The sequence below is a fragment of the Streptomyces sp. NPDC046862 genome, assembly GCF_040704615.1.
Taxonomy (GTDB): Bacteria; Actinomycetota; Actinomycetes; order Streptomycetales; family Streptomycetaceae; genus Streptomyces.
The window spans coordinates 19,665-39,318 of the sequence record NZ_JBEYXP010000043.1; the positions used below are offsets into that span (position 1 = coordinate 19,665).

Annotated in this window: 18 protein-coding genes and 1 riboswitch; of the genes, 9 read left to right on the plus strand and 9 right to left on the minus strand. The window is 69.9% G+C overall.

The annotated features are described in order from the left end of the window. Positions 1–48: 48 nt before the first annotated feature. Together AB0959_RS36760 and AB0959_RS36765 are read right to left on the minus strand one after the other, a co-directional pair. The gene (locus AB0959_RS36760) at positions 49–1,014 is read right to left on the minus strand and encodes a hypothetical protein (RefSeq protein WP_366831102.1); all 966 of its coding nucleotides are present in this window, start codon (positions 1,012–1,014) and stop codon (positions 49–51) included. 144 nt (positions 1,015–1,158) lie between these two features. Continuing rightward, positions 1,159–1,539 (minus strand): hypothetical protein, encoded by a 381-nt coding sequence (locus AB0959_RS36765; protein ID WP_366831103.1) that lies wholly within the window; start codon positions 1,537–1,539, stop codon positions 1,159–1,161. 273 nt (positions 1,540–1,812) lie between these two features. Here AB0959_RS36765 and AB0959_RS36770 point away from each other — a divergent pair, with 273 nt between their 5' ends. Both AB0959_RS36770 and AB0959_RS36775 read left to right on the plus strand, forming a co-directional pair. After that, positions 1,813–2,406 (plus strand): sigma-70 family RNA polymerase sigma factor, encoded by a 594-nt coding sequence (locus AB0959_RS36770; RefSeq protein WP_366831104.1) that lies wholly within the window; start codon positions 1,813–1,815, stop codon positions 2,404–2,406. Next, positions 2,403–3,479 carry a hypothetical protein gene (locus AB0959_RS36775; RefSeq protein WP_366831105.1) on the plus strand — a complete coding sequence of 359 codons (1,077 nt, stop codon included), beginning with the start codon at positions 2,403–2,405 and terminating at the stop codon, positions 3,477–3,479. The genes AB0959_RS36770 and AB0959_RS36775 overlap by 4 nt, the downstream gene beginning before the upstream one ends. 145 nt (positions 3,480–3,624) lie before the next feature. On the opposite strand, the gene AB0959_RS36780 is transcribed toward AB0959_RS36775, so the two are convergent. Together AB0959_RS36780 and AB0959_RS36785 are read right to left on the minus strand one after the other, a co-directional pair. Beyond that, a complete protein-coding gene (locus tag AB0959_RS36780) occupies positions 3,625–4,821 on the minus strand; it encodes a spermidine/putrescine ABC transporter substrate-binding protein (RefSeq protein ID WP_366831106.1) in 1,197 nt (398 codons plus the stop codon). A gap of 148 nt (positions 4,822–4,969) precedes the next feature. Continuing rightward, a complete protein-coding gene (locus AB0959_RS36785) occupies positions 4,970–6,406 on the minus strand; it encodes a gamma-aminobutyraldehyde dehydrogenase (protein ID WP_366831107.1) in 1,437 nt (478 codons plus the stop codon). A gap of 191 nt (positions 6,407–6,597) precedes the next feature. Here AB0959_RS36785 and AB0959_RS36790 point away from each other — a divergent pair, with 191 nt between their 5' ends. The 7 genes from AB0959_RS36790 to AB0959_RS36820 all read left to right on the plus strand — a co-directional run bounded on the left by AB0959_RS36790 (position 6,598) and on the right by AB0959_RS36820 (position 13,457). Further along, positions 6,598–7,143 (plus strand): Lrp/AsnC family transcriptional regulator, encoded by a 546-nt coding sequence (locus AB0959_RS36790; RefSeq protein WP_366831108.1) that lies wholly within the window; start codon positions 6,598–6,600, stop codon positions 7,141–7,143. 19 nt (positions 7,144–7,162) lie between these two features. Beyond that, positions 7,163–8,554: an aspartate aminotransferase family protein gene (locus tag AB0959_RS36795; RefSeq protein WP_366831109.1), complete on the plus strand. Its 1,392-nt coding sequence runs from the start codon at positions 7,163–7,165 to the stop codon at positions 8,552–8,554. A gap of 243 nt (positions 8,555–8,797) precedes the next feature. Further along, the gene (locus AB0959_RS36800; RefSeq protein ID WP_366831110.1) at positions 8,798–9,535 is read left to right on the plus strand and encodes an ATP-binding cassette domain-containing protein; all 738 of its coding nucleotides are present in this window, start codon (positions 8,798–8,800) and stop codon (positions 9,533–9,535) included. Then, complete coding sequence (locus tag AB0959_RS36805; protein WP_366831111.1) at positions 9,517–10,890, plus strand: hypothetical protein; 1,374 nt, start codon at positions 9,517–9,519, stop codon at positions 10,888–10,890. Before AB0959_RS36800 ends, AB0959_RS36805 begins: the two co-directional genes overlap by 19 nt. Before the next feature lie 163 nt (positions 10,891–11,053). Continuing rightward, positions 11,054–11,461, plus strand: a complete 408-nt coding sequence (locus tag AB0959_RS36810) for a VOC family protein (RefSeq protein ID WP_366831112.1) — start codon at positions 11,054–11,056, stop codon at positions 11,459–11,461. A gap of 23 nt (positions 11,462–11,484) precedes the next feature. Continuing rightward, positions 11,485–12,606: an LOG family protein gene (locus tag AB0959_RS36815; RefSeq protein ID WP_366831113.1), complete on the plus strand. Its 1,122-nt coding sequence runs from the start codon at positions 11,485–11,487 to the stop codon at positions 12,604–12,606. A gap of 185 nt (positions 12,607–12,791) precedes the next feature. Further along, a complete protein-coding gene (locus AB0959_RS36820) occupies positions 12,792–13,457 on the plus strand; it encodes an LAETG motif-containing sortase-dependent surface protein (RefSeq protein ID WP_366831114.1) in 666 nt (221 codons plus the stop codon). Between the two features lie 108 nt (positions 13,458–13,565). Here the strand turns inward: AB0959_RS36820 and AB0959_RS36825 are convergent, their stop codons facing one another. The 5 genes from AB0959_RS36825 to rlmN form a co-directional block, all read right to left on the minus strand. After that, positions 13,566–14,363 carry a maleylpyruvate isomerase family mycothiol-dependent enzyme gene (locus AB0959_RS36825; protein ID WP_366831115.1) on the minus strand — a complete coding sequence of 266 codons (798 nt, stop codon included), beginning with the start codon at positions 14,361–14,363 and terminating at the stop codon, positions 13,566–13,568. A gap of 10 nt (positions 14,364–14,373) precedes the next feature. Beyond that, a complete protein-coding gene (locus AB0959_RS36830) occupies positions 14,374–15,408 on the minus strand; it encodes an ABC transporter ATP-binding protein (RefSeq protein ID WP_366831168.1) in 1,035 nt (344 codons plus the stop codon). A gap of 42 nt (positions 15,409–15,450) precedes the next feature. Further along, entirely contained in the window at positions 15,451–17,052 is a 1,602-nt protein-coding gene (locus AB0959_RS36835) for an iron ABC transporter permease (RefSeq protein WP_366831116.1), read from the minus strand. Between the two features lie 95 nt (positions 17,053–17,147). After that, complete coding sequence (locus tag AB0959_RS36840; RefSeq protein ID WP_366831117.1) at positions 17,148–18,236, minus strand: thiamine ABC transporter substrate-binding protein; 1,089 nt, start codon at positions 18,234–18,236, stop codon at positions 17,148–17,150. A gap of 80 nt (positions 18,237–18,316) precedes the next feature. Beyond that, positions 18,317–18,422: riboswitch (TPP riboswitch) on the minus strand. A 35-nt stretch (positions 18,423–18,457) separates the two neighbouring features. Further along, positions 18,458–19,564, minus strand: coding sequence for a 23S rRNA (adenine(2503)-C(2))-methyltransferase RlmN (gene rlmN, locus AB0959_RS36845; RefSeq protein ID WP_366831118.1), 1,107 nt, complete (start codon positions 19,562–19,564; stop codon positions 18,458–18,460). Between the last annotated feature and the right edge of the window lie 90 nt (positions 19,565–19,654).

The window sequence follows — 19,654 nt, forward strand, 5'->3', positions numbered from 1 at the left end:
TGGGCCGAGTTGTCACCGCCAACGCGCCGCTCGTCTCCGAGACGCCGCTCATCTTCGATAGGGGTCCTCCGCCTTCAACGCCCTGTCGATGATGTCGCCGACATCCCGGTCGGTGAAACTCGTCGGCAGCGGCAGACCGAGCCGGTCGAGCAGCCGTCCGGCCTCGTCCACGGTCGGCTCGTCGCTGAGGGGTGTGGCCTCCCGCAGATCGAGCTTGACCGCCTGTTCCCGGCTCTGGTGCAACTCGGTGACGTAGTAGTCGTAGAGCGGCCGGCCCCGCTCCACGTACAGGCTCACCCGGCGCGGGTCGTCCTGGGTGATGATCAGGCAGGTGTCGGACAGGTCGAAACGCAGGGTCGGTGCCACCGACGACAGGTGCACGTCGATCTCCAGGGTGTCCAGCCGCTGCCGGTACCAGGCGGCGGCGAGCACGGTGGCGTACGACTCCTTGCTGGTGCGCTCGGCGGTCCACTCGGGGAGCGCCCCGCCCTCGCCCCGGTGTCCGAAGGTGCGCCGGAACCGCGCGTACGCGGCGCACACGCGGTCGTCGGCCGGATTGAGGATGTCGATCTTCATGCTGAGGGAGCGGCGCTGTCGCTTCGCCTCCTCGACGCACTCCGGCAGCGTGACGGCGCGCAGATAGGTGCCGGTGCCGCCCTTGAACACCCAGCGGGCGGTGTTCCGGCGGGCCTTCTCGTGCGCCACGGCCACCTCCGGTCCGGACAGGGTCCGCACCATGGCCAGGTCCTCGATCGCCCGGCTCGTGCCCTCGGTCGCGCCCCTGATGTCGGCCACCCGCCGCCGTCGCTCGGTCAGCGACCCGTAGACCAGCGCCGCCAGGACCAGCAGGGTGGCGCCGGAGACGATGTTGTTGTCGAAGTTCTCGTCCAGGACGTCCAGTACGCCGATGACCAGCGCGACACCGATGGCCACGACACCGTCCGCGTTCCTGACCGCCCACGCGATCCGGTCCTCGAGCCGGCGCCCGGACGTCTGCGGTGCGTTACGCGTCACGTCCCACCCTCCCCCGACGGCGACCTCCCATGGTAGGAGCAACGGCACCCGGCAGCCACGGTGCGTGAATCGGCCTCAGTTCCCGTCCCTGCCCATCGGTTCCCGTCCGTGCCCCTCAGTTCCCGTCCGTGCGCCTCCATTCCCTCAGTGCAGCGGGAAGTACAACTCCCACGGCCACACCAGCCCCAGGTCGTGCAGTACGTACGTCAGCACGTGCCAGACCGGCTCGATCGCCACGGCGGCCAGCAGGGCGCAGACCATCGCGGCCTTCGACTCCCGCCACCAGTGGGCGAGGGTGCCGTACGCCGTGTGCTTCGCGGCACGGCCGAGAAGGCCGCGCGCCGAGCGGGCCAGCAACGGGAGCCCCCAGCCGAGGAGGCTCACCACCCCGCATCCCACGCAGAGGGCGCCCACGGTCACACACAGCACGGCCAGCGGATCCGGACCGGTCTGGCCGGCGCCGTCCGCGCCCACGGCCAGCAGGGCCGTCCCCAGCACCCCGGGAACTCCGGTGTGCAGGGCCACTCGTTGAAGGGTCTGGGTCGACACGTCGCGGCAACTTCCGGTGCGCCTTTCCACGGTGCGCCACTTCCTTTGCGTCCTCGGGCTCGGGGGCGTTCCCCGCGCCGTAGACGCGGCAGCGGTGGCGCGCGTTACCGCCGCCGCTTTCGCAGGGCTTGCCCCACACCGATCGATCACCCGAATGGGTGATGGCGAGGAAAGTCGGTAACGCTCCTCGCGGCGGGCGCGTCATGGGTGAAGTCAGTCGGCACCTGTCAAACGAGGAGCAGCGCGCCCATGACTCCACTGCCCCGTAAAAGAGTGCGAGGTAAGCCATTTGAGACGTGGGACGAGTTCTTCACCGACTGCGCGGAAAAGTTGTACAGATTCGCTCACTATCTGTCCTGGGGTGTTCCCGATTTCGACGGCGAGGGCGAAATGAACATGATCCTCGCCAGGATGAAGATCAACTGGAACACCATCGACCATGCCAAAGCGGTCGGCTACGCCCGGCACGCGTTGACGAACTCCCTTTCCTCACACACTCGACGGAATCGCCCCCGCATGATTCCGCTCCTGCAGACCTCGCAGGACGGCGAGGTGTTCTCCGTCGACCCTCCCGACTCGGCTCCCACTCCGGAAGAGTCGACAACCAGTGGCGACTTGCTCAGGCGAGTCCTGGAGGTGGTGCACCAACTACCCCCCAAAGACAAGGAGGTGCTGGTCTTGGCCTACGCGGGACACACCCCGACAGAGATTGCCGACCTGCTGGACGAAAAGCCCGTGACCATTCGTCAGCGCCTGCGCCGCGCCCGGGAGAGGTTCCATCACACCTGTGACGGCGAGCTGCGGCGGACTCTGACGCAGAAGGTCACGAAGGAGGTCCGATGATGCGCGCCCGGATCGCACCCGTGCTGAGGACCTTCATCAGCATCGCATCGGGCTGGGGATGGCGCCGCTTCTCCCCGCTGGGACGGACGCTGCGGGCAGCCGAGAAGAAGCGCGCGGCCGCTCGGGCCGAGTCGCGCCGGCATCGGGATCGGCAACTGTCGGAGGCACTCGGGTCCTCGCTCGGGCAGTGGGGACCCGAGCAACTCGAACGGAAACGCGCCGAAGTGAACCTGATGGCCGACCTCATGACATCACTCGCGCCCGCGACGACGGCACAGGAGAGTTCGGGCGTTCAGGCCGCCGGCCAGCAAAGGAACTCGGCCTCGGGCAGGAAGGAGGCCTCGGCCGGCTCGCTTCCCTCCGGTGATACGCGGTCGAACGTGGGCGTCCTCGACCAGGACTCCTCCAACGACACCGAAGAGGAACTGCCCCGCGCCGAAACGCATGCTGTGAAGCACGGCCACTGGATGTCCATGGTGGCCGTCCTGGCGGTCCTCGTCAGCATTTTCCCCCTGCTCTCCCAGGAGCGGTTCGCTCCTCCACGGGACACTTCCGCCGCGCCCGGATCATCCGAATTCAGGGGCGTGGGCGGAGGCGACCGGAACGAGACGCCACGAAGTCTCCTCCAAGAGACCCCTCTTCCGGACAGGGACGAATCCGAGCGCGACAGCGTCACCGACGGCGACTCGGCAATTCAGCGCCCGGATGCCTTCGGGGCCTACGAAACGGCCAGGCGGATCCAGATTGCCGAGTACCAGGGTGCGGGCAGAACGTGGTGCGTCCTCGCCGATCCCGCTTCGAGGAACTGCACGACCACCATGGAACGAAGCTTCGAGGCATCGAAGCCTGCCCGCCGTGCGGTTCTCCGAGTCTCGTCATCGATCGGAAAGGTGAACGACGACGAGACCTCCGTCGAGATACTGCTGAGCCTCGGAAACGCACACCGCCGCTCGTTCCCGATGCAGTGGGTCGACGGACGCTGGCAGGCCGACCCGACGACCGTTCTCGCCGCCCGGCAGAGGGGAGGGGTCTACACCATGGTCGTACTGGATGCGTGTGCCCGGGACTGCTAGGTCGTCGAGGGGCCCCCGGTCGGCCGGGCGTGTGCGGTGCTCACGGTGCACGACGCCCGGGGAGGGACAGCGGCAGGGCCCGCCGGGCGCTGTTCCCCTCGGGCGACCACCCCCACTCGGGCGGAAGCGCGCGTCGCCCGCCCCCTCACAACCCCACGATCCCGTTCCACCGCTTCGCGAAATCCCTCCGCTCCCCCGGCGTGATGTCACGAGCGACGGCGAGGTGGCGGCGCATGGTGGTGTCGGGGAAGATCAGGGGGTCCTCGGCCAGGGCGGCGGTGTCCTTGTCACCGGCGGAGGCGAGGACGTCCTGGGCGGCCGGGACCGGGCAGACGTAGTTGACCCAGGCCGCCAGTTCCGCGGCGACCTCGGGGTCGTAGTAGTGGTCGACCAGCCGTTCCGCGTTGGTCTTGTGGCGGGCCAGGTCGGGGATCATCAGGGACTCCGACCAGAGTTCCGCGCCCTCTTCGGGGACGACGAAGCGGATGTCCGGGTTGTCCGCCTGGAGTTGGATCACGTCGCCCGAGTAGGCCTGGCAGGCCAGGACGTCGCCGCTGACCAGGTCCTTCGTGTAGTCGTTGCCCGTGAAGCGGCGGATGTGGCCGTCGTGGACGCGGGCCTCCACCTGGTCGCAGACCGTGTGGAAGTCGTCCGCGGTCCAGCGCGTGATGTCGACGCCGTTGCCCTGCATGAGCAGCGCGAACGCCTCGTCCAGCCCCGACAGCAGCGTCACACGGCCCTTCAGGTCGTCGGCCCACAGGTCGGAGACCTGCCGGATCTCCCGTCCCAGCCGGCGCCGGTCGTACGCGAGGCCGGTGATCCCGGACTGCCAGGGCACGGTGTACCGGCGTCCGGGGTCGAAGGCCGGTGAACGCAGTTGTGGATCCAGGTACTTGGTGACGTTCGCCTGGCTCGCCCGGTCCATCTCCTGGACCCAGCCCAGCCGGACGAAGCGGCCGCACATCCAGTCACTGATGACGATCAGGTCGCGGCCCGTCGGCTGATGGTTCATCAGGGCCGGGCTGATCTTGCCGAAGAACTCGTCGTTGTCGTTGATCTCCTCGACGTAGTCCACCGCTGTGCCGGTGCGCTTCTCGAACGCCTCCAGCGTGGGCCGCTTCGAGGCGTCGGAGTCGTCCGTGTCTATGTACAGCGGCCAGTTGGCGAACGTCACCCGCCTCTCGCGCGCCGAGCGGTCGGCGGCGGCCCGGTCGCCGGGTGCCACGTACGCGGCGGGCACTCCGCAGCCGGCGAGGGCGCCGAGCACCGCGCCGCCGCCGAGGGTGCGCAGCAGGGAGCGGCGGGAGAGGCGGGAGATGCGGGCGGTCTGTGCTCGGGACATCCGGGAAGCATGCCGGTGCGGAGGGAGTACGGGCAACGGGCACCCGGCCGCCATGCGTGGCGAGGCCTCAATTGGCTCTGGAGTCCCGGCGACACGCCGCATGCACGGCGTGTCGCCGGGACTCAGAAGCCAATTACTCTCTCCTGGCTCAGTCCAGCGACGTCATCACGTGCTTGATCCGCGTGTAGTCGTCGAAGCCGTACGCCGACAGGTCCTTGCCGTACCCGGACTTCTTGAAGCCGCCGTGGGGCATCTCGGCGACCAGCGCGATGTGCGTGTTGATCCACACACAGCCGAAGTCGAGCGCCTTGGACAGCCGCATCGCACGCCCGTGGTCCTTGGTCCAGACGGAGGAGGCGAGGGCGTACTCGACGCCGTTCGCCCACGTGATCGCCTGCGTCTCGTCCGAGAAGGACTGGACGGTGATGACCGGTCCGAAGACCTCGTTCTGGATGATCTCGTCGTCCTGCCTCAGGCCGGAGACGACGGTCGGCGCGTAGAAGTAGCCCTTGTCGCCGACCTGGTGGCCGCCGGACTCCACCTTGGCGTGGGCGGGCAGCCGCTCGATGAAGCCGGAGACCTGCTTGAGCTGGTTCGGGTTGTTCAGCGGCCCGTACAGGACGTCCTCGTCGTCCGGGTGGCCCGTCTTGGTCTCGGCGGCCGCCTTGGCGAGCGCGGCCACGAACTCGTCGTGGATGGACTCCTGGACGAGGACGCGGGTGGCGGCCGTACAGTCCTGGCCGGCGTTGAAGAAGCCCGCGACCGAGATGTCCTCGACGGCCTTGGGGATGTCGGCGTCCTCGAAGACGACGACGGGGGCCTTGCCGCCCAGCTCCAGGTGGACGCGCTTGAGGTCCTTGGACGCGGACTCGGCGACCTGCATGCCGGCGCGTACGGAACCGGTGATGGACGCCATGGCCGGGGTGTCGTGCTCCACCATCAGGCGGCCGGTGTCGCGGTCGCCGGTGATGACGTTGAAGACGCCCTTGGGCACGATCGAACCGATGATCTCGGCGATCAGGACCGTGGAGGCCGGGGTGGTGTCCGACGGCTTGAGGACCACCGTGTTGCCCGCGGCGAGCGCCGGGGCGAACTTCCACACGGCCATCATCATCGGGTAGTTCCAGGGGGCGACCTGGGCGCAGACACCGACGGGCTCCCGGCGGATGATCGACGTCATGCCGTCCATGTACTCGCCGGCCGCGCGGCCCTCGAGCATCCTGGCGGCACCCGCGAAGAAGCGGATCTGGTCGACCATCGGCGGGATCTCCTCGGTGCGGGTCAGCCCGATGGGCTTTCCCGTGTTCTCCACCTCGGCCGCGATCAGTTCCTCGGCGCGCTCCTCGAAGGCGTCCGCGATCTTCAGCAGGGCCTTCTGGCGCTCGGCGGGGGTCGTGTCGCGCCACGCGGGGAAGGCCCTGGCCGCGGCCTCCATCGCGGCGTCGACGTCCGCCTGCCCGGACAGCGGCGCCGTAGCGTAGGCCTCGCCGGTCGCGGGATTGACGACCTCGGTGGTCCGCCCGTCGGCGGCGTCGCGGAATTCACCGTCGATGTAGTTGCGCAGACGACGCAGCTCGGTGCTCACTCCCGGCCCTCCAAGTCCTGGTGTCCCCGTGCCCGGACAGGCCCGGGTGTCCAATCTCTGAGACACCCACCCTAGTCCGCCCAGCCACGTTTTCAACAGCGGGGATCGCGACATGGCTACGGAATCCGCAAGTTCAAGGTGTGTAAACAACGGATTTCATTGATCGAGCCTTGCGAAACTGTCGACTCCTCGTGCACAGTGAGCCCGTGGCCAGTCGAAGCGCAGACCCCAGGGACTCCCGGGACATCCGGGAGTCCCGGGGCACCCGCGAGTCCAAGAACGGCGGCACTCCGCACCTGGATGCCGTCTCCCTCGCCATCATCGAGCAGCTCCAGGAGGACGGCCGCCGGCCGTACGCCGCGATCGGCAAGGCGGTGGGCCTCTCCGAGGCGGCCGTGCGCCAGCGCGTCCAGAAGCTGCTCGACCAGGGCGTGATGCAGATCGTCGCCGTCACGGACCCGCTCACCGTGGGCTTCCGCCGCCAGGCGATGGTCGGTGTCAACGTCGAGGGCGACGTGGAGTCCGTGGCCGACGCGCTGAGCGCCATGGGCGAGTGCGAGTACGTGGTGATGACCGCCGGCTCCTTCGATCTGATGGTGGAGATCGTCTGCGAGGACGACGACCACCTCCTGGAGGTCATCAACAGACGCATCCGGGCCGTCCCCGGGGTGCGCTCCACCGAGAGCTTCGTCTACCTGAAGCTCAAGAAGCAGACCTACATGTGGGGAACCCGATAACCGTGAGGACCCGATAGCCGTGAGCACCGACAGTCCCAAGGACCCCCAGGACACCAAGGACCTCAGCCGGACCGCGTACGACCACCTGTGGATGCACTTCACCCGCATGTCCTCGTACGAGAAGTCCCCCGTCCCCACCATCGTCCGGGGCGAGGGCACCCACATCTACGACGACAAGGGCAAGCGCTACCTCGACGGCCTCGCCGGTCTGTTCGTGGTCCAGGCGGGTCACGGCCGCGGCGAACTGGCGGAGACCGCCTCCAAGCAGGCGCAGGAGCTGGCGTTCTTCCCGGTCTGGTCGTACGCCCACCCGAAGGCGGTGGAGCTGGCGGAACGTTTGGCCGACTACGCCCCCGGCGACCTGAACAAGGTCTTCTTCACCACCGGCGGCGGCGAGGCGGTCGAGACCGCGTGGAAGCTCGCCAAGCAGTACTTCAAGCTGGTCGGCAAGCCGACCAAGTACAAGGTCATCTCCCGCGCGGTCGCCTACCACGGCACCCCGCAGGGCGCCCTGTCCATCACCGGCCTGCCCGGCCTCAAGGCGCCCTTCGAGCCGCTCGTCCCGGGCGCGCACAAGGTGCCCAACACCAACATCTACCGGGCACCGATCTTCGGGGACGACCCCGAGGCGTTCGGCCGCTGGGCCGCCGACCAGATCGAGCAGGAGATCCTCTTCGAGGGCCCGGAGACGGTCGCGGCGGTCTTCCTGGAGCCCGTGCAGAACGCGGGCGGCTGCTTCCCGCCCCCGCCCGGCTACTTCCAGCGGGTGCGCGAGATCTGCGACCGGTACGACGTGCTCTTGGTCTCGGACGAGGTCATCTGCGCCTTCGGCCGGCTCGGCACGATGTTCGCCTGCGACAAGTTCGGCTACGTGCCTGACATGATCACCTGCGCCAAGGGCATGACCTCGGGCTACTCCCCGATCGGCGCGTGCATCGTCTCGGACCGCATAGCCGAGCCCTTCTACAAGGGCGACAACACCTTCCTGCACGGCTACACCTTCGGCGGCCACCCCGTGTCGGCGGCGGTCGGCCTCGCCAACCTCGACCTGTTCGAGCGCGAGGGCCTGAACCAGCACGTGCTCGACAACGAGGCGGCCTTCCGCTCCACCCTGGAGAAGCTGCACGACCTGCCGATCGTCGGCGACGTCCGCGGCAACGGCTTCTTCTACGGCATCGAACTCGTCAAGGACAAGGCCACCAAGGAGACGTTCGACGACGACGAGACCGAGCGGATCCTGTACGGCTTCCTGTCCAAGGCCCTCTTCGACAACGGCCTGTACTGCCGCGCCGACGACCGCGGCGACCCGGTCGTCCAGCTCGCGCCGCCGCTGATCTCGGACCAGGGGACGTTCGACGAGATCGAGCAGATCCTGCGGGCGACCCTGTCGGAGGCGTGGACCAAGCTGTGATCGTCACGGTCCTCTTCACGGCCGTCTTCACAGACCGTCTTCGCGGTCCGATGAGCTGAATCTGTGATCAACACCGGCCCCGGCGTCGTCCGTTCGAGTGAGAAACGGCGGCCCGGGGCCATGTGCTGTCCGGCCCCGCTCCACCCGCTGCCTAGCGTGCCCAGTGACCGATCGGCCCTGCCTTCGTTCCCCCGGACGGGGGACTCCCCACGGCAATACTGATCTGAACCGAGGTGTACGCCCATGGTGGCCCCGCCGGACAACGACGTGCTCTGGGCACGCGGCCTGACCCACGCCCACGACGGCTCGCCCGCGCTTCACGGTGTGTCGCTCGGCGTCCGCGAGGGCGAGATCCTCGCGGTCAGCGGTCCACGCGGCAGCGGCAAGACCACGCTCCTGCGGTGTCTGTCGGGACAGATCCTGCCGCAGCAGGGCGAGGTGTGGTTCAACAGCACGCCCGTGCACACCATGCGGCCGCTCACCCGCGAGCGGCTGCGCCGGGACCGCTTCGGCTGGATCGACCCCGAACCGGCCCTCGTCCCCGAACTGACCGCCTGGGAGAACGCGGCTCTGCCGCTGATGCTGCGGGGCACCGGCCGCCGGGCAGCCAAGACGGCCGCGCTGGAGTGGCTGGAGCGCCTGGACATCGGCGGCTGCGCCCGCAAGCGCCCGCACGCCCTGCTGTACTCCGAGCGTCAGCGCGTGGTGGTCGCCCGCGCGCTGGTCGGCTCCCCCACCGTGCTCTTCGCGGACGAGCCGACCGCGCCGCTGCACCGCGCCGAGTGCTCCCACGTCCTGCGGACCCTCGCCGCGGCGGCCCGTTCGCACGGCATCACGGTCGTTCTCGCCACGCACTGCGCGGACACCGCCGCGCTGGCCGACCGTACGGTGACGCTGCTCGACGGACGGCGCGTGCACAACGTCAGCCTGCCCCAGCCCCCCGAGGCGGAAGGCCGGGCCGCGTGCTCGCTCTCCGTCTAGCCCGTGGCGCCCAGCCGGCCGTCCACCTGCGCCGCCTGTTGGTCACCGCGGCGTCGGCGGGCACGGGCTTCCTGCTGCTGTGCGCGCTGGGGCACGCGCTGGCCCACCCGGACGCCGCCGCCTCTTCCGTGCTGCGGCTCGTGTGGTGCGGGGCGCCGCTGGCGGCCACGGCGTACTTCGCCGTGACGGTCGCCCGTACGGACCCGGGGACGCGCCCCCGCCCGGGCCTGTCGGCGATCGGTCTCGGCCCGGCCCGCCTGATGGCCGTCTCGGCGCTGACGACGGCCCTGTCCACCGCGCTCGGCTCGCTGCTCGCCCTGGTGTGCTTCCTCCACCTGCGCGGCGACCTGACGGGTGCCCGCTTCGACGGCCCCGCACCGGACACCTTGGCGGCGAACCACGCCCTGCCCCTTCCGGCCGCCCTGACCCTGCTGTCACTCCTCCCGGCGATCGCCTCACTGGCGACCGCGCTGGCGCTGCGCCCGCGGGCCGGGGCACGGGACGGCGCGCGGCGGACGGCTACGGCGCGGACCACGGACGCGGAACACCGGGCCGGGTCTCAGGGCCAGGCCCAGGCCCCTCAGGGCCTTGAGGACCCTCAGCACCAGGACGCGCGGGGCGGTAACACCGGCTCGCACGCCCTGTCCGAGGCGCCGGCGCCGGGCGCGTCCGGCTCGTACGCCCCTGCGCCCGGGACCGCCAGCCAGTCGGACCCCTACCGCTCCACCGCCCCCCGGCCCGCTCCCGGCGGCCTGCCCTGGGGGATCGCCGTACTCGCCGCCGGGCTCGCCATGGAGATGTACGCGAGCCGCTCCGCCCCCGCGCCCGGTGCCGCGCCCGGCCTCGCGCTCCCAGGGGGCTCCGCCGACAGCCCGGCGGGGGTGCTGGGCGGATGGATGCTGACGGCACTGGGGCTGATCCTCACCGGGCCGGGACTGACGCATCTGTGCGGGCGGCTGTTGCAGTCCGCACGACCGGGAGCGCTGCGGCTGCTCGCCGGGCGCGTTCTCCAGGAGGAGGCGCGCCGGATCGGGCGCCCCCTCGGCGTGGTGTGCGCGGCCGCCTCCGGCGCGTACGCCTTGGCCACGATGCACTCCGGGACGCGCCCCGACATCGGTCCGCTCACCGGGCTGGGCGCGCTCCTGGTCATCGGCTGCGCGCTCCTCACGCTGGCGACGGCCGCGGTCGAGGCACGCAACGCGCGCGTGGAGACAGTGGCGGCTCTGCTGCGCCTCGGGGCGCCCGCGACCGTGCTGCGCTCCGCGGCCCTGCTCCGCGCGGGCACCCTGCTCGCCGTGTTCGGCCCGCTGACCTGGGCGGTGGCGGAGCTGGCGGCCACGCCACTGGTTCCCTGAGGCCCCACGGAAGCCGTTGCCGTAGCCCGAGGGAAGCAGCCGCCGAGGCCCCACGGAAGCCGCCGGAAAACCCCGCGAGAAAAGTTCCGCGATCGGCGATGAGTTCCGCGCGGCACCCCGGTCTACCCACCGAACGGATCGACACCGACGGGAGAGACCGCGCATGTACCAGCAGATGATCTTCGTGAACCTGCCCGTGAACGACCTGGACGCCTCGAAGAAGTTCTTCACGGAGCTCGGCTACACGATCAACCCTCAGTTCAGCGACGAGAACGCGGCCTCCGTGGTGATCAGCGACACGATCGTCGCGATGCTGCTCACCAAGCCCTTCTACCAGACGTTCACGAAGAAGGAGATCGCGGACGCCACGAAGACCAGCGAGGTGGCGATCTGCCTGAGCGCGGAGAGCCGCGAGAAGGTCGACGAGCTGGTGGAGAAGGCGGCCGCGGCCGGCGGCACCGCCAACCCCGACATCCAGGACCAGGGCTTCATGTACGGCCGTTCCTTCGACGACCTCGACGGCCACACCTGGGAGATCGTGTGGATGAACCCGGAAGCCATCCAGGGCTGACCGGCCGTGCCTAGCATGGGCGGGTGCAGACGAGCCCCGCCCATGCGGCCCACCACAACGACCGTGAGATCGAGACGCTGGAGGAGTTCGACGCGACCGTCTCGGCCCGCGGCACCCTCGCCGGATATCGCGTGCAGGCCGTCGACCTGACGGACCGTACAAGGGAGTTGCTCGCCGCGGACACCGCGGGCGCCGTCTTCCTCGGCTGCCCGATGCGGGAGAACGCGGCGGCGAAGATACGCACCGACGGCGCCCTGGTCTTCCCGCCCGTCCCGGACCTGCCCTTCGACCCCTACCGCGGACATGTGTACACGCCCGACGAACTGTTCGCCGCGCTCGACAAGGGCTACGAGGAGACACCGGACGCTCTCGCGTACGCCTGGTTCCAGCGCACCAAGGCCGACGGCGACATCCACGCGTCGATGCTGCGCGCCATCCACGACGACTCCGTCTCCGACGCCGTGGACGAACTCCTGCGCGGGGCGCGGGTGGTGGGCGTGATGGGCGGCCACGCGATGGCCCGCGGCACGGAGGAGTACCAGGGCGCGGCCCGCCTCGGCCGCGCCCTGACCCGCGCCGGTTTCACGGTGGCGACCGGCGGCGGCCCGGGCGCGATGGAGGCGGCGAACCTCGGCGCGTACGCGGCGCCCTACCGCGACGCCATGCTGGAGGAGGCCTGCGAACTCCTGGGGAAGGCACCCTCGTTCACTCCCTCGATCACCGAATGGGCCCAATTCGCCTTCGAGGTGCGCGCCCGCTGGCCCAAGGGCAACACCTCGGTCGGCATCCCCACCTGGTTCTACGGCCACGAGCCGCCGAACGCGTTCGCCTCCCACATCGCCAAGTACTTCGCCAACGCCACCCGTGAGGACGGTCTGCTGGCCCGCTCGAACGCGGGCGTCGTCTTCCTGCCCGGCGCCGCCGGCACGGTCCAGGAGATCTTCGACAACGCGACCCCGAACTACTACGAGTCCCGCGGCGAACCCACCCCCATGGTCCTCGTGAACCGCGCCCACTGGACGGACCACCTCCCCACCTGGCCCCTCCTCAAGGCCCTGGCCCGCGAGCGCTCGATGGAGTCACGGATCGCGCTGGTGGACCGTATCGAGGAGGCCCCGGAGGCACTCGAACGTCTGGGCGCCTAAACGTCACGGTGGTTAATGAAGCGGCAAAGCCAACTGCGGAGACCGGCCTCCGGATTGACAGTACTTATGCCGCGCTTATAAACCTGGGTGCCACATGGGGTTACAGCTGCCACACATGTAACCCGAACCCCCCGCAATTCCCGTGAAGGGCAACCGTGTCCATATCTCCACGTACCGCACGATCGGTGCGGCTCCTGGGTGTTGTCTCCGCGTCCGCCGCCCTCGTACTCGGCGTCGCGAGCAACGCAATGGCCTGCACCATCCGTGACTTCTCGGCCAAGGCCGAGTGCGACGCCAAGGGCAAGGGCGTCATCAGCGTCACCGACGTGGACCCGACGGGCGTCACCGCCGAGGTCTCCGTCTTCCTGGAGAACAACGGGGCGGACGAGCGGCTGGTCGGAACCCAGACGATCAAGGACTCGACCGCCAAGGGCGTCACCGTCACGTTCTCCGAGAACTGGAAGCCGAACGCCGAGTACCGGATCCACGTCACGGCCAAGGGCTACGTCGACGAGGACATCAAGCCGAACCTGGTGACGCCGGCCGAGGCCTGCAAGAAGAACTCGGACAACCCCCCGCCGCCGGCATCGGAGACCCCGAAGCCGTCGGACAAGCCGTCCACCCCCGCGGACACCGACACGCCGACGCCCACGCCGTCGGAGTCCGAGAGCACCAGCCCGGCTCCTGCCGGGGACGGCAACGCCCCGGCGCCCGAGGGCGACTCGAACCTCGCCGAGACCGGTGCCGACTCCAACACCCCGGTCATCACCGGGGTCGCCGCCGCCTTCCTGGCGGTGGGCGGTGGCGCCATCTACTACGGCACGCGCCGCCGCGGGACCTCGTCCCGCTGACGCGCTCCAGGCCGTACGCCGCGCACCACTCGTAGAACCGTACGGCCCTGTCGGCCCGCCCTCTCGACCAGAGGGCGGGCCTTCGCGTGCCCGTGACGCGCGAGGCGCTCAGCCGAACGTCGCCCGCTCCAGCCAGAACTCCAGCAGTTTCCGCTCGCCCAGCACCTCCAGCCGCCCGCCATCGAGCGGGAGCCGGCGGTAGAAGGCGAGCAGCACCTCGGTGAGCGGACCGCGCAGCGCGACCGTCGCCTTCTCGTGGCCCCGGCGCCAGCGGACACCCTCCTCCGTGAGCTCGACCACCCACTCCGCGTGCACTCCGTCCGGGGCGTCGGTCGCGTGGAGGTGGATGCTGCGATACGGCCCCCGCAGGTCCCTCGCCGGATCGTCCGGCATCACCCGCTGCACGTACTCGACGATCTGCAGCCACTCATCGATCGCGTCGGCGGCGATCTCCGGTGCCACCTCGTACGGCAGTCCGGCCGCGAGCGTCGCGTCCGCGCGGTGGACCGTGATCTCGTGGGCCATCCGCCGGGCCCAGAAGCCGGTGGTGTGCTCCCAGCCCCAGGTCCACACCGCCGTGTCGGGCCCTGCCTCGCGCAGCGCCTCGACGACCGACGCCCCGGTGTCGGCGAGCCACGCGTCCAGTGCCGCCGCATCGCCCTTCTCCTCGGGGCCCTCCGCGTGCGGTACCTCCCCCTCGGGCACCTCCCCCTGCGCCCGCGAGCGGACGATGTGGTCCACCCAGCGCAGTGCCCCTCCGGTGTGCCGCACCAGTTGCTCCAGGGACCAGTCGGGGCAGGTCGGCACGGTCGCCGCGAGGTCGGCGCCGGAGGTCACCACCGCTCTCAACTGCCGTACCTGGGTGTCGATTTCGTCGCAGTACCGGTCATGTCCAAGTGGCGTCATGGTCCTGACCCTAGAGGGCGGACGGCCCTTGGAGTACGACAATTTCGGCTGCGTCGAACGTCACCCCGACCTCGTCCCCGGGCTCCGGTGCCTCGCGCAGGGCGCACGCCGCCTCCAGTCGCGGCGCGTCCTCCGGCTGGAGGTGAACGGTGACGTGGGTGCCCCGGAACGTGCGCGCCGCCACGGTGCAGCGCACCCCCTCCGCGGGCTCCACGAGCCGTACGCCCGCGGGCCTGACCAGCAGCGCGACCGTCTCCTGCGGCGTGCCCTCCGGTACGGGCACCTTGCCCCACGGGGTGTCCGCGACCTGACCGCTCACGGTCGCCGCGACCACGTTGTCGAAGCCGAGGAAGCGCGCCACGAACTCGTCCGCCGGCCGCTGCCACACCTCAAGGGGCGTGCCCGACTGGGCTATTCGCCCGTCCCGCATCACCACGACCCGGTCGGCGAGCGCGAACGCCTCGCCCTGGTCGTGCGTCACGGCCAGCACGGTGGTGCCCAACTCGCCGAACAGCTCCCTGAGTTCCACGACGAGCCGCTCACGCAGCGACCGGTCCAGCTGGCCGAGGGGTTCGTCGAGCATCAGCAGCCTGGGCCTGGGAGCGAGGGCGCGGGCCAGCGCGACGCGTTGCTGTTCGCCGCCGGAGAGGGAGGCCACGGCCCGGCGTTCGGCCTCCGGCAGCCCGACGAGCTCCAGCAACTCCCGGACCCGCGCCGCCCGTTCACCCTTCGACTCGCCGCGCATCCGCGGCCCGAACGCCACGTTCCCGCCCACGTCCCGCTGGGGGAACAGCTGGTGGTCCTGGAACATCAGGCCGACACCGCGCTTGTGCGCGGGCACGCCCGCCTGGTCCCGCCCGTCGAGCGACACCCGCCCGGCGTCCAGGGGTTGCAGCCCCGCGACCGTCCGCAGCAGCGTCGACTTGCCGCTGCCGCTGGGCCCGAGCACACACACGATCTCGTGCTCGGCGACACCCAGGTCCACGGCGTCGAGCACGGCCCGCCCACCGAACCGCACGGTCGCACCCTCAAGGCTCAGCAGCATCCCGAACTCCCCGGTCGCCATCTGGAACTCCCCGACCGTCATCTAGAACTCCCCGGTCCGGTCGGTGCGCAGCCGCTCCAGCACCAGCAGCGCCACCGCGCACACCACCATCAGAATCGTCGACAGAGCCATCGCCTGACCGTAGTTGAGGGCGCCCGGGTGCCCGAGCAGCCGTGCCACGGCGACCGGCAGCGTCGGGTTGTCGGGCCGGGCGATGAACACGGTCGCCCCGAACTCCCCTAGGGACACGGCGAAGGCGAACCCGGCCGCGACCAGCAGCGCCCGCCGCACCATCGGCAGGTCGACCTCGCGCCACACCCGCCACGGCGACGCCCCGAGCACGGACGCCGCCTCCCGCAGCCGTACGTCCACGGCCCGCAGCACGGGCAGCATGGTCCGTACGACGAAGGGGACGCCCACCAGTGCCTGCGCGAGCGGCACCAGGATCCAGGAGGCCCTGAGATTCAGCGGCGGCTCGTCCAGCGCGATCAGGAACCCGAACCCGACGGTCACCGCGGACACGCCCAGCGGCAGCATCAGCAGCGCGTCGAAGCCGCGCACGAGCCGCCCGGCGTCGCGTCGGGCGAGGGCCGCGGCGGCCAGGCCGCCGATCAGCACGGCGATGGCGGTGGCCGTGACCGCGTACTCCAGCGAGTTCCCCACGGCCTCGATCGGCGCGACGAGGAAGATCCCGCTGTCGGCGCCGGTCAGTCGCTTGTAGTACGCGAACCCGGGCGCGTCGAACGACCGCTGGACGAGCACGGCGAGCGGCAGCACCAGCAGCACGAGGGCGGTCCCGAGGACACCGGCGAGCAGCGCCCACTGCCCCGCCCCGCGTGGCCGGCGCGCGGTCACGGCCGGGTCGACCAGCCGCAGCGCGCTCTCCCGCCGCCGTACGGTCCAGGCGTGCACGGCGAGGATCGCGCCCACCGCGGCGAACTGCAGGAGCGTCAGCACCGCGGCTGTGGAGAGGTCGAAGATCTCCGAGGTCTGCCGGTAGATCTCGACTTCGAGGGTGGAGAAGGTGGGCCCGCCGAGGATCTGGACCACACCGAAGGAGGTGAAGGTGAAGAGGAAGACCATCAGCGCGGCCGCCGCCACCGCCGGCGCGAGAGCGGGCAGGGTGACCTTCCGCCAGGCCCTCAGCGGCGAGGCGCCGAGCATCCGCGCGGCCTCCTCCTGCCGCGGGTCGAGCTGCGCCCAGAGTCCGCCCACGGTCCGTACGACGACGGCGTAGTTGAAGAACACATGGGCGAGCAGGATGGCCCAGACGGTGGTGTCGAGCCGTACGCCCCACAGCTCGTCCAGCAGTCCTCCCCGCCCGACCAGGGCCAGGAAGGCGGTCCCGACCACGACGGTGGGCAGCACGAAGGGAACGGTCACGACCGCCCGCAGGACCTGCTTGCCCCTGAAATCGAAGCGCGCGAAGACGTACGCGCCGGGGAGCGCGATCAGCAGCGTGAGCACCGTGGAGGCGAGCGCCTGCCAGGTGGTGAACCACAGGACGTGCCGGATGTCGGACTGCGCGAGCACGTCCCAGATCCGCCCGAACCGCCAGGCCCCGTCGACCTTCAGACCACGCGCGACGATCGCGGCGACGGGGTAGGCGAAGAACACCGCGAAGAACGCAACGGGCACGGCCATCAGCCCGAGCCGCGCCGCGCTCCCGCGCACGCCCGTTCGCCTGCCCTCGCGCGCGGCCTCGGCCGCTTCAGCTACTTCTGCTTCTGCTTCTGCTTCTACTTCAGTACGAGCGACGTCCACGACTTGACCCACTGATCACGGTTGTCGGCGATCTTCTGAGGCGCCATGGTCTCGGGGTCCGCGGCCTGCGGGCCGTACTTCACGAACTCCTCGGGCACCTGCGCGCCCATCAGCACCGGGTACACGAACATGTTGAGCGGCATGTCCTCCTGGAACTTCTTACTGATCAGGAAGTCGACGAGCGCCTTGCCGCCCTTGGTGTTCCGCGCGTTGCTCAGCAGCCCCGCGTACTCGACCTGCCGGAAGCAGGTGCGGGTCGCGACACCGGTCGGCGCGGTCTTCGGCCTCGGATCGGCGAAGACCACCTCTGCGGGCGGTGAGGAGGCGTACGAGACCACGAGCGGGCGGTCGCCCTTCGCCTTCTTGCCGCCGGCCGACCCGGAGAACTCCTCGTTGTAGGCCTGTTCCCAGCCGTCGACGACCTTCACGCCGTTCGCCTTGAGCTTCTTCCAGTAGTCCTGCCAGCCCCCGTCGCCGTACCTGGCCGCCGTCCCCAGCAGGAAGCCGAGGCCGGGCGAGGAGGTGGAGGCGTTCTCGGTGACGAGGAGGTTCTTGTACTCGGGCTCGACGAGGTCCTCGAAGGAGCTCGGCGGCTTCAGCCTGTTCTCGCTGAAGTAGGCCTTGTCGTAGTTGACGCAGATGTCACCGGAGTCGATGGGAGTGACCCGGTGCTTGTCCTGGTCGACCTGGTACTGCGACTGGACCTGATCGGCACCCTTGGCCTCGTACGGCTGGAAGAGCCCGTTGTCCAGCGCACGGGACAGCAGCGTGTTGTCGACGCCGAAGAAGACGTCGCCCTGCGGGTTGTCCTTGGTCAGGATGGCCTTGTTGACGGCCTGACCGGCGTCACCGTCCTTGAGGACCTTCACCTCGTACCCGGACTCCTTCTCGAACGCCTTCAGGACGTTCTTGGAGACGGCGAACGAGTCATGGCTGACGAGGGTGACGGTCCTGGACGAACCGGAGTCCGAGCCGCCGCTGCCGGAGCCGGACGAAGTGCAGGCGGACAGCGTGGCCAGACCGAGCCCGAGGGCGACGGCCACGACCTTCTTGGTGGTGCTCACTTGGATTCCTCCTGGGGTGACCAGGAAGAGACGCGGCCCTGCCCGGGACTTCCCTGGGGATCCCGGGCAGGGCGCAACAGCTCGAGTGGTGACCGATCTCCCTACCCAGAATGACCTGGGCGAGGTTCAGAGGGTCTGCGGCCTGTGCCGCACTCTCAGCGCTGTGGCGCTCCCCTGTCGGAATATGAAGATATACAGGTACGACGTTGTACTGGCTCAGACTACCGCTCGGTGGCCGCCAGCTGACCGCAGGCCCCGTCGATCTCCTGCCCACGGGTGTCCCGGACGGTCACCGGCACACCGTGCGCGGCGATCGCCTCGACGAACGCCTTCTCGTCCTCGGGCCGCGAGGCGGTCCACTTGGAACCGGGCGTCGGGTTCAGCGGAATCAGGTTCACATGCACGGGCTTGCCCCTGAGCAGCCGCCCGAGACGGTCACCACGCCACGCCTGGTCGTTGATGTCCCGGATCAGCGCGTACTCGATGGACAGCCGCCGCCCGGACTTCGCCGCGTACTCCCACCCGGCGTCCAGCACCTCCCGCACCTTCCACCGCGTGTTGACCGGTACGAGGGTGTCGCGCAGCTCGTCGTCCGGAGCGTGCAGCGAGATGGCGAGCCGGCACTTGAAGCCCTCCTCGGCGAACCGGTGAATGGCCGGCACGAGCCCGACAGTGGACACGGTGATACCGCGCTGGGACAGCCCGAGACCGTCCGGCTCGGGATCGGTGAGCGCACGAATGGCCCCCACGACCCGCTTGTAATTGGCAAGCGGCTCCCCCATCCCCATGAACACGATGTTGGACAACCGCGCGGGGCCCCCCGGGATCTCCCCGTCCCTGAGCGCCCGCATCCCGTCCACGATCTGGTGCACGATCTCCGCGGCGGACAGATTCCGGTCGAGCCCGGCCTGCCCGGTGGCGCAGAAGGGACAGTTCATCCCGCACCCGGCCTGCGAACTGATGCACATGGTCACCCGGTCCGGATAACGCATCAGCACCGACTCGACGAGCGTGCCGTCGAAGAGCCGCCACAAGGTCTTACGGGTCGTGTCCTGGTCCGTCGACAGATGCCGCACGACCGTCATCAGCTCCGGAAGCAGCGCCTCCTGCAGCTTGGCGCGCGAACCGGCAGGGATGTCGGTCCACTGCTCCGGGTCGTGCGCGTACCGCGCGAAGTAGTGCTGCGACAGCTGCTTCGCACGAAACGGCTTCTCCCCGACCGCGGCCACCGCCTCCTTGCGCTCGGCAGGCGTGAGATCAGCGAGATGCCGCGGCGGCTTCTTGGCTCCGCGCGGCGCGACGAAAGTGAGTTCTCCGGGTGCAGGCATAACCCACCCAGTGTCGCAGATCGACTCCCGGGCCCCGCACACGGCGATCACGGCGATCACGGCGATCACGGCCCAGGACCCCGCCGCGAG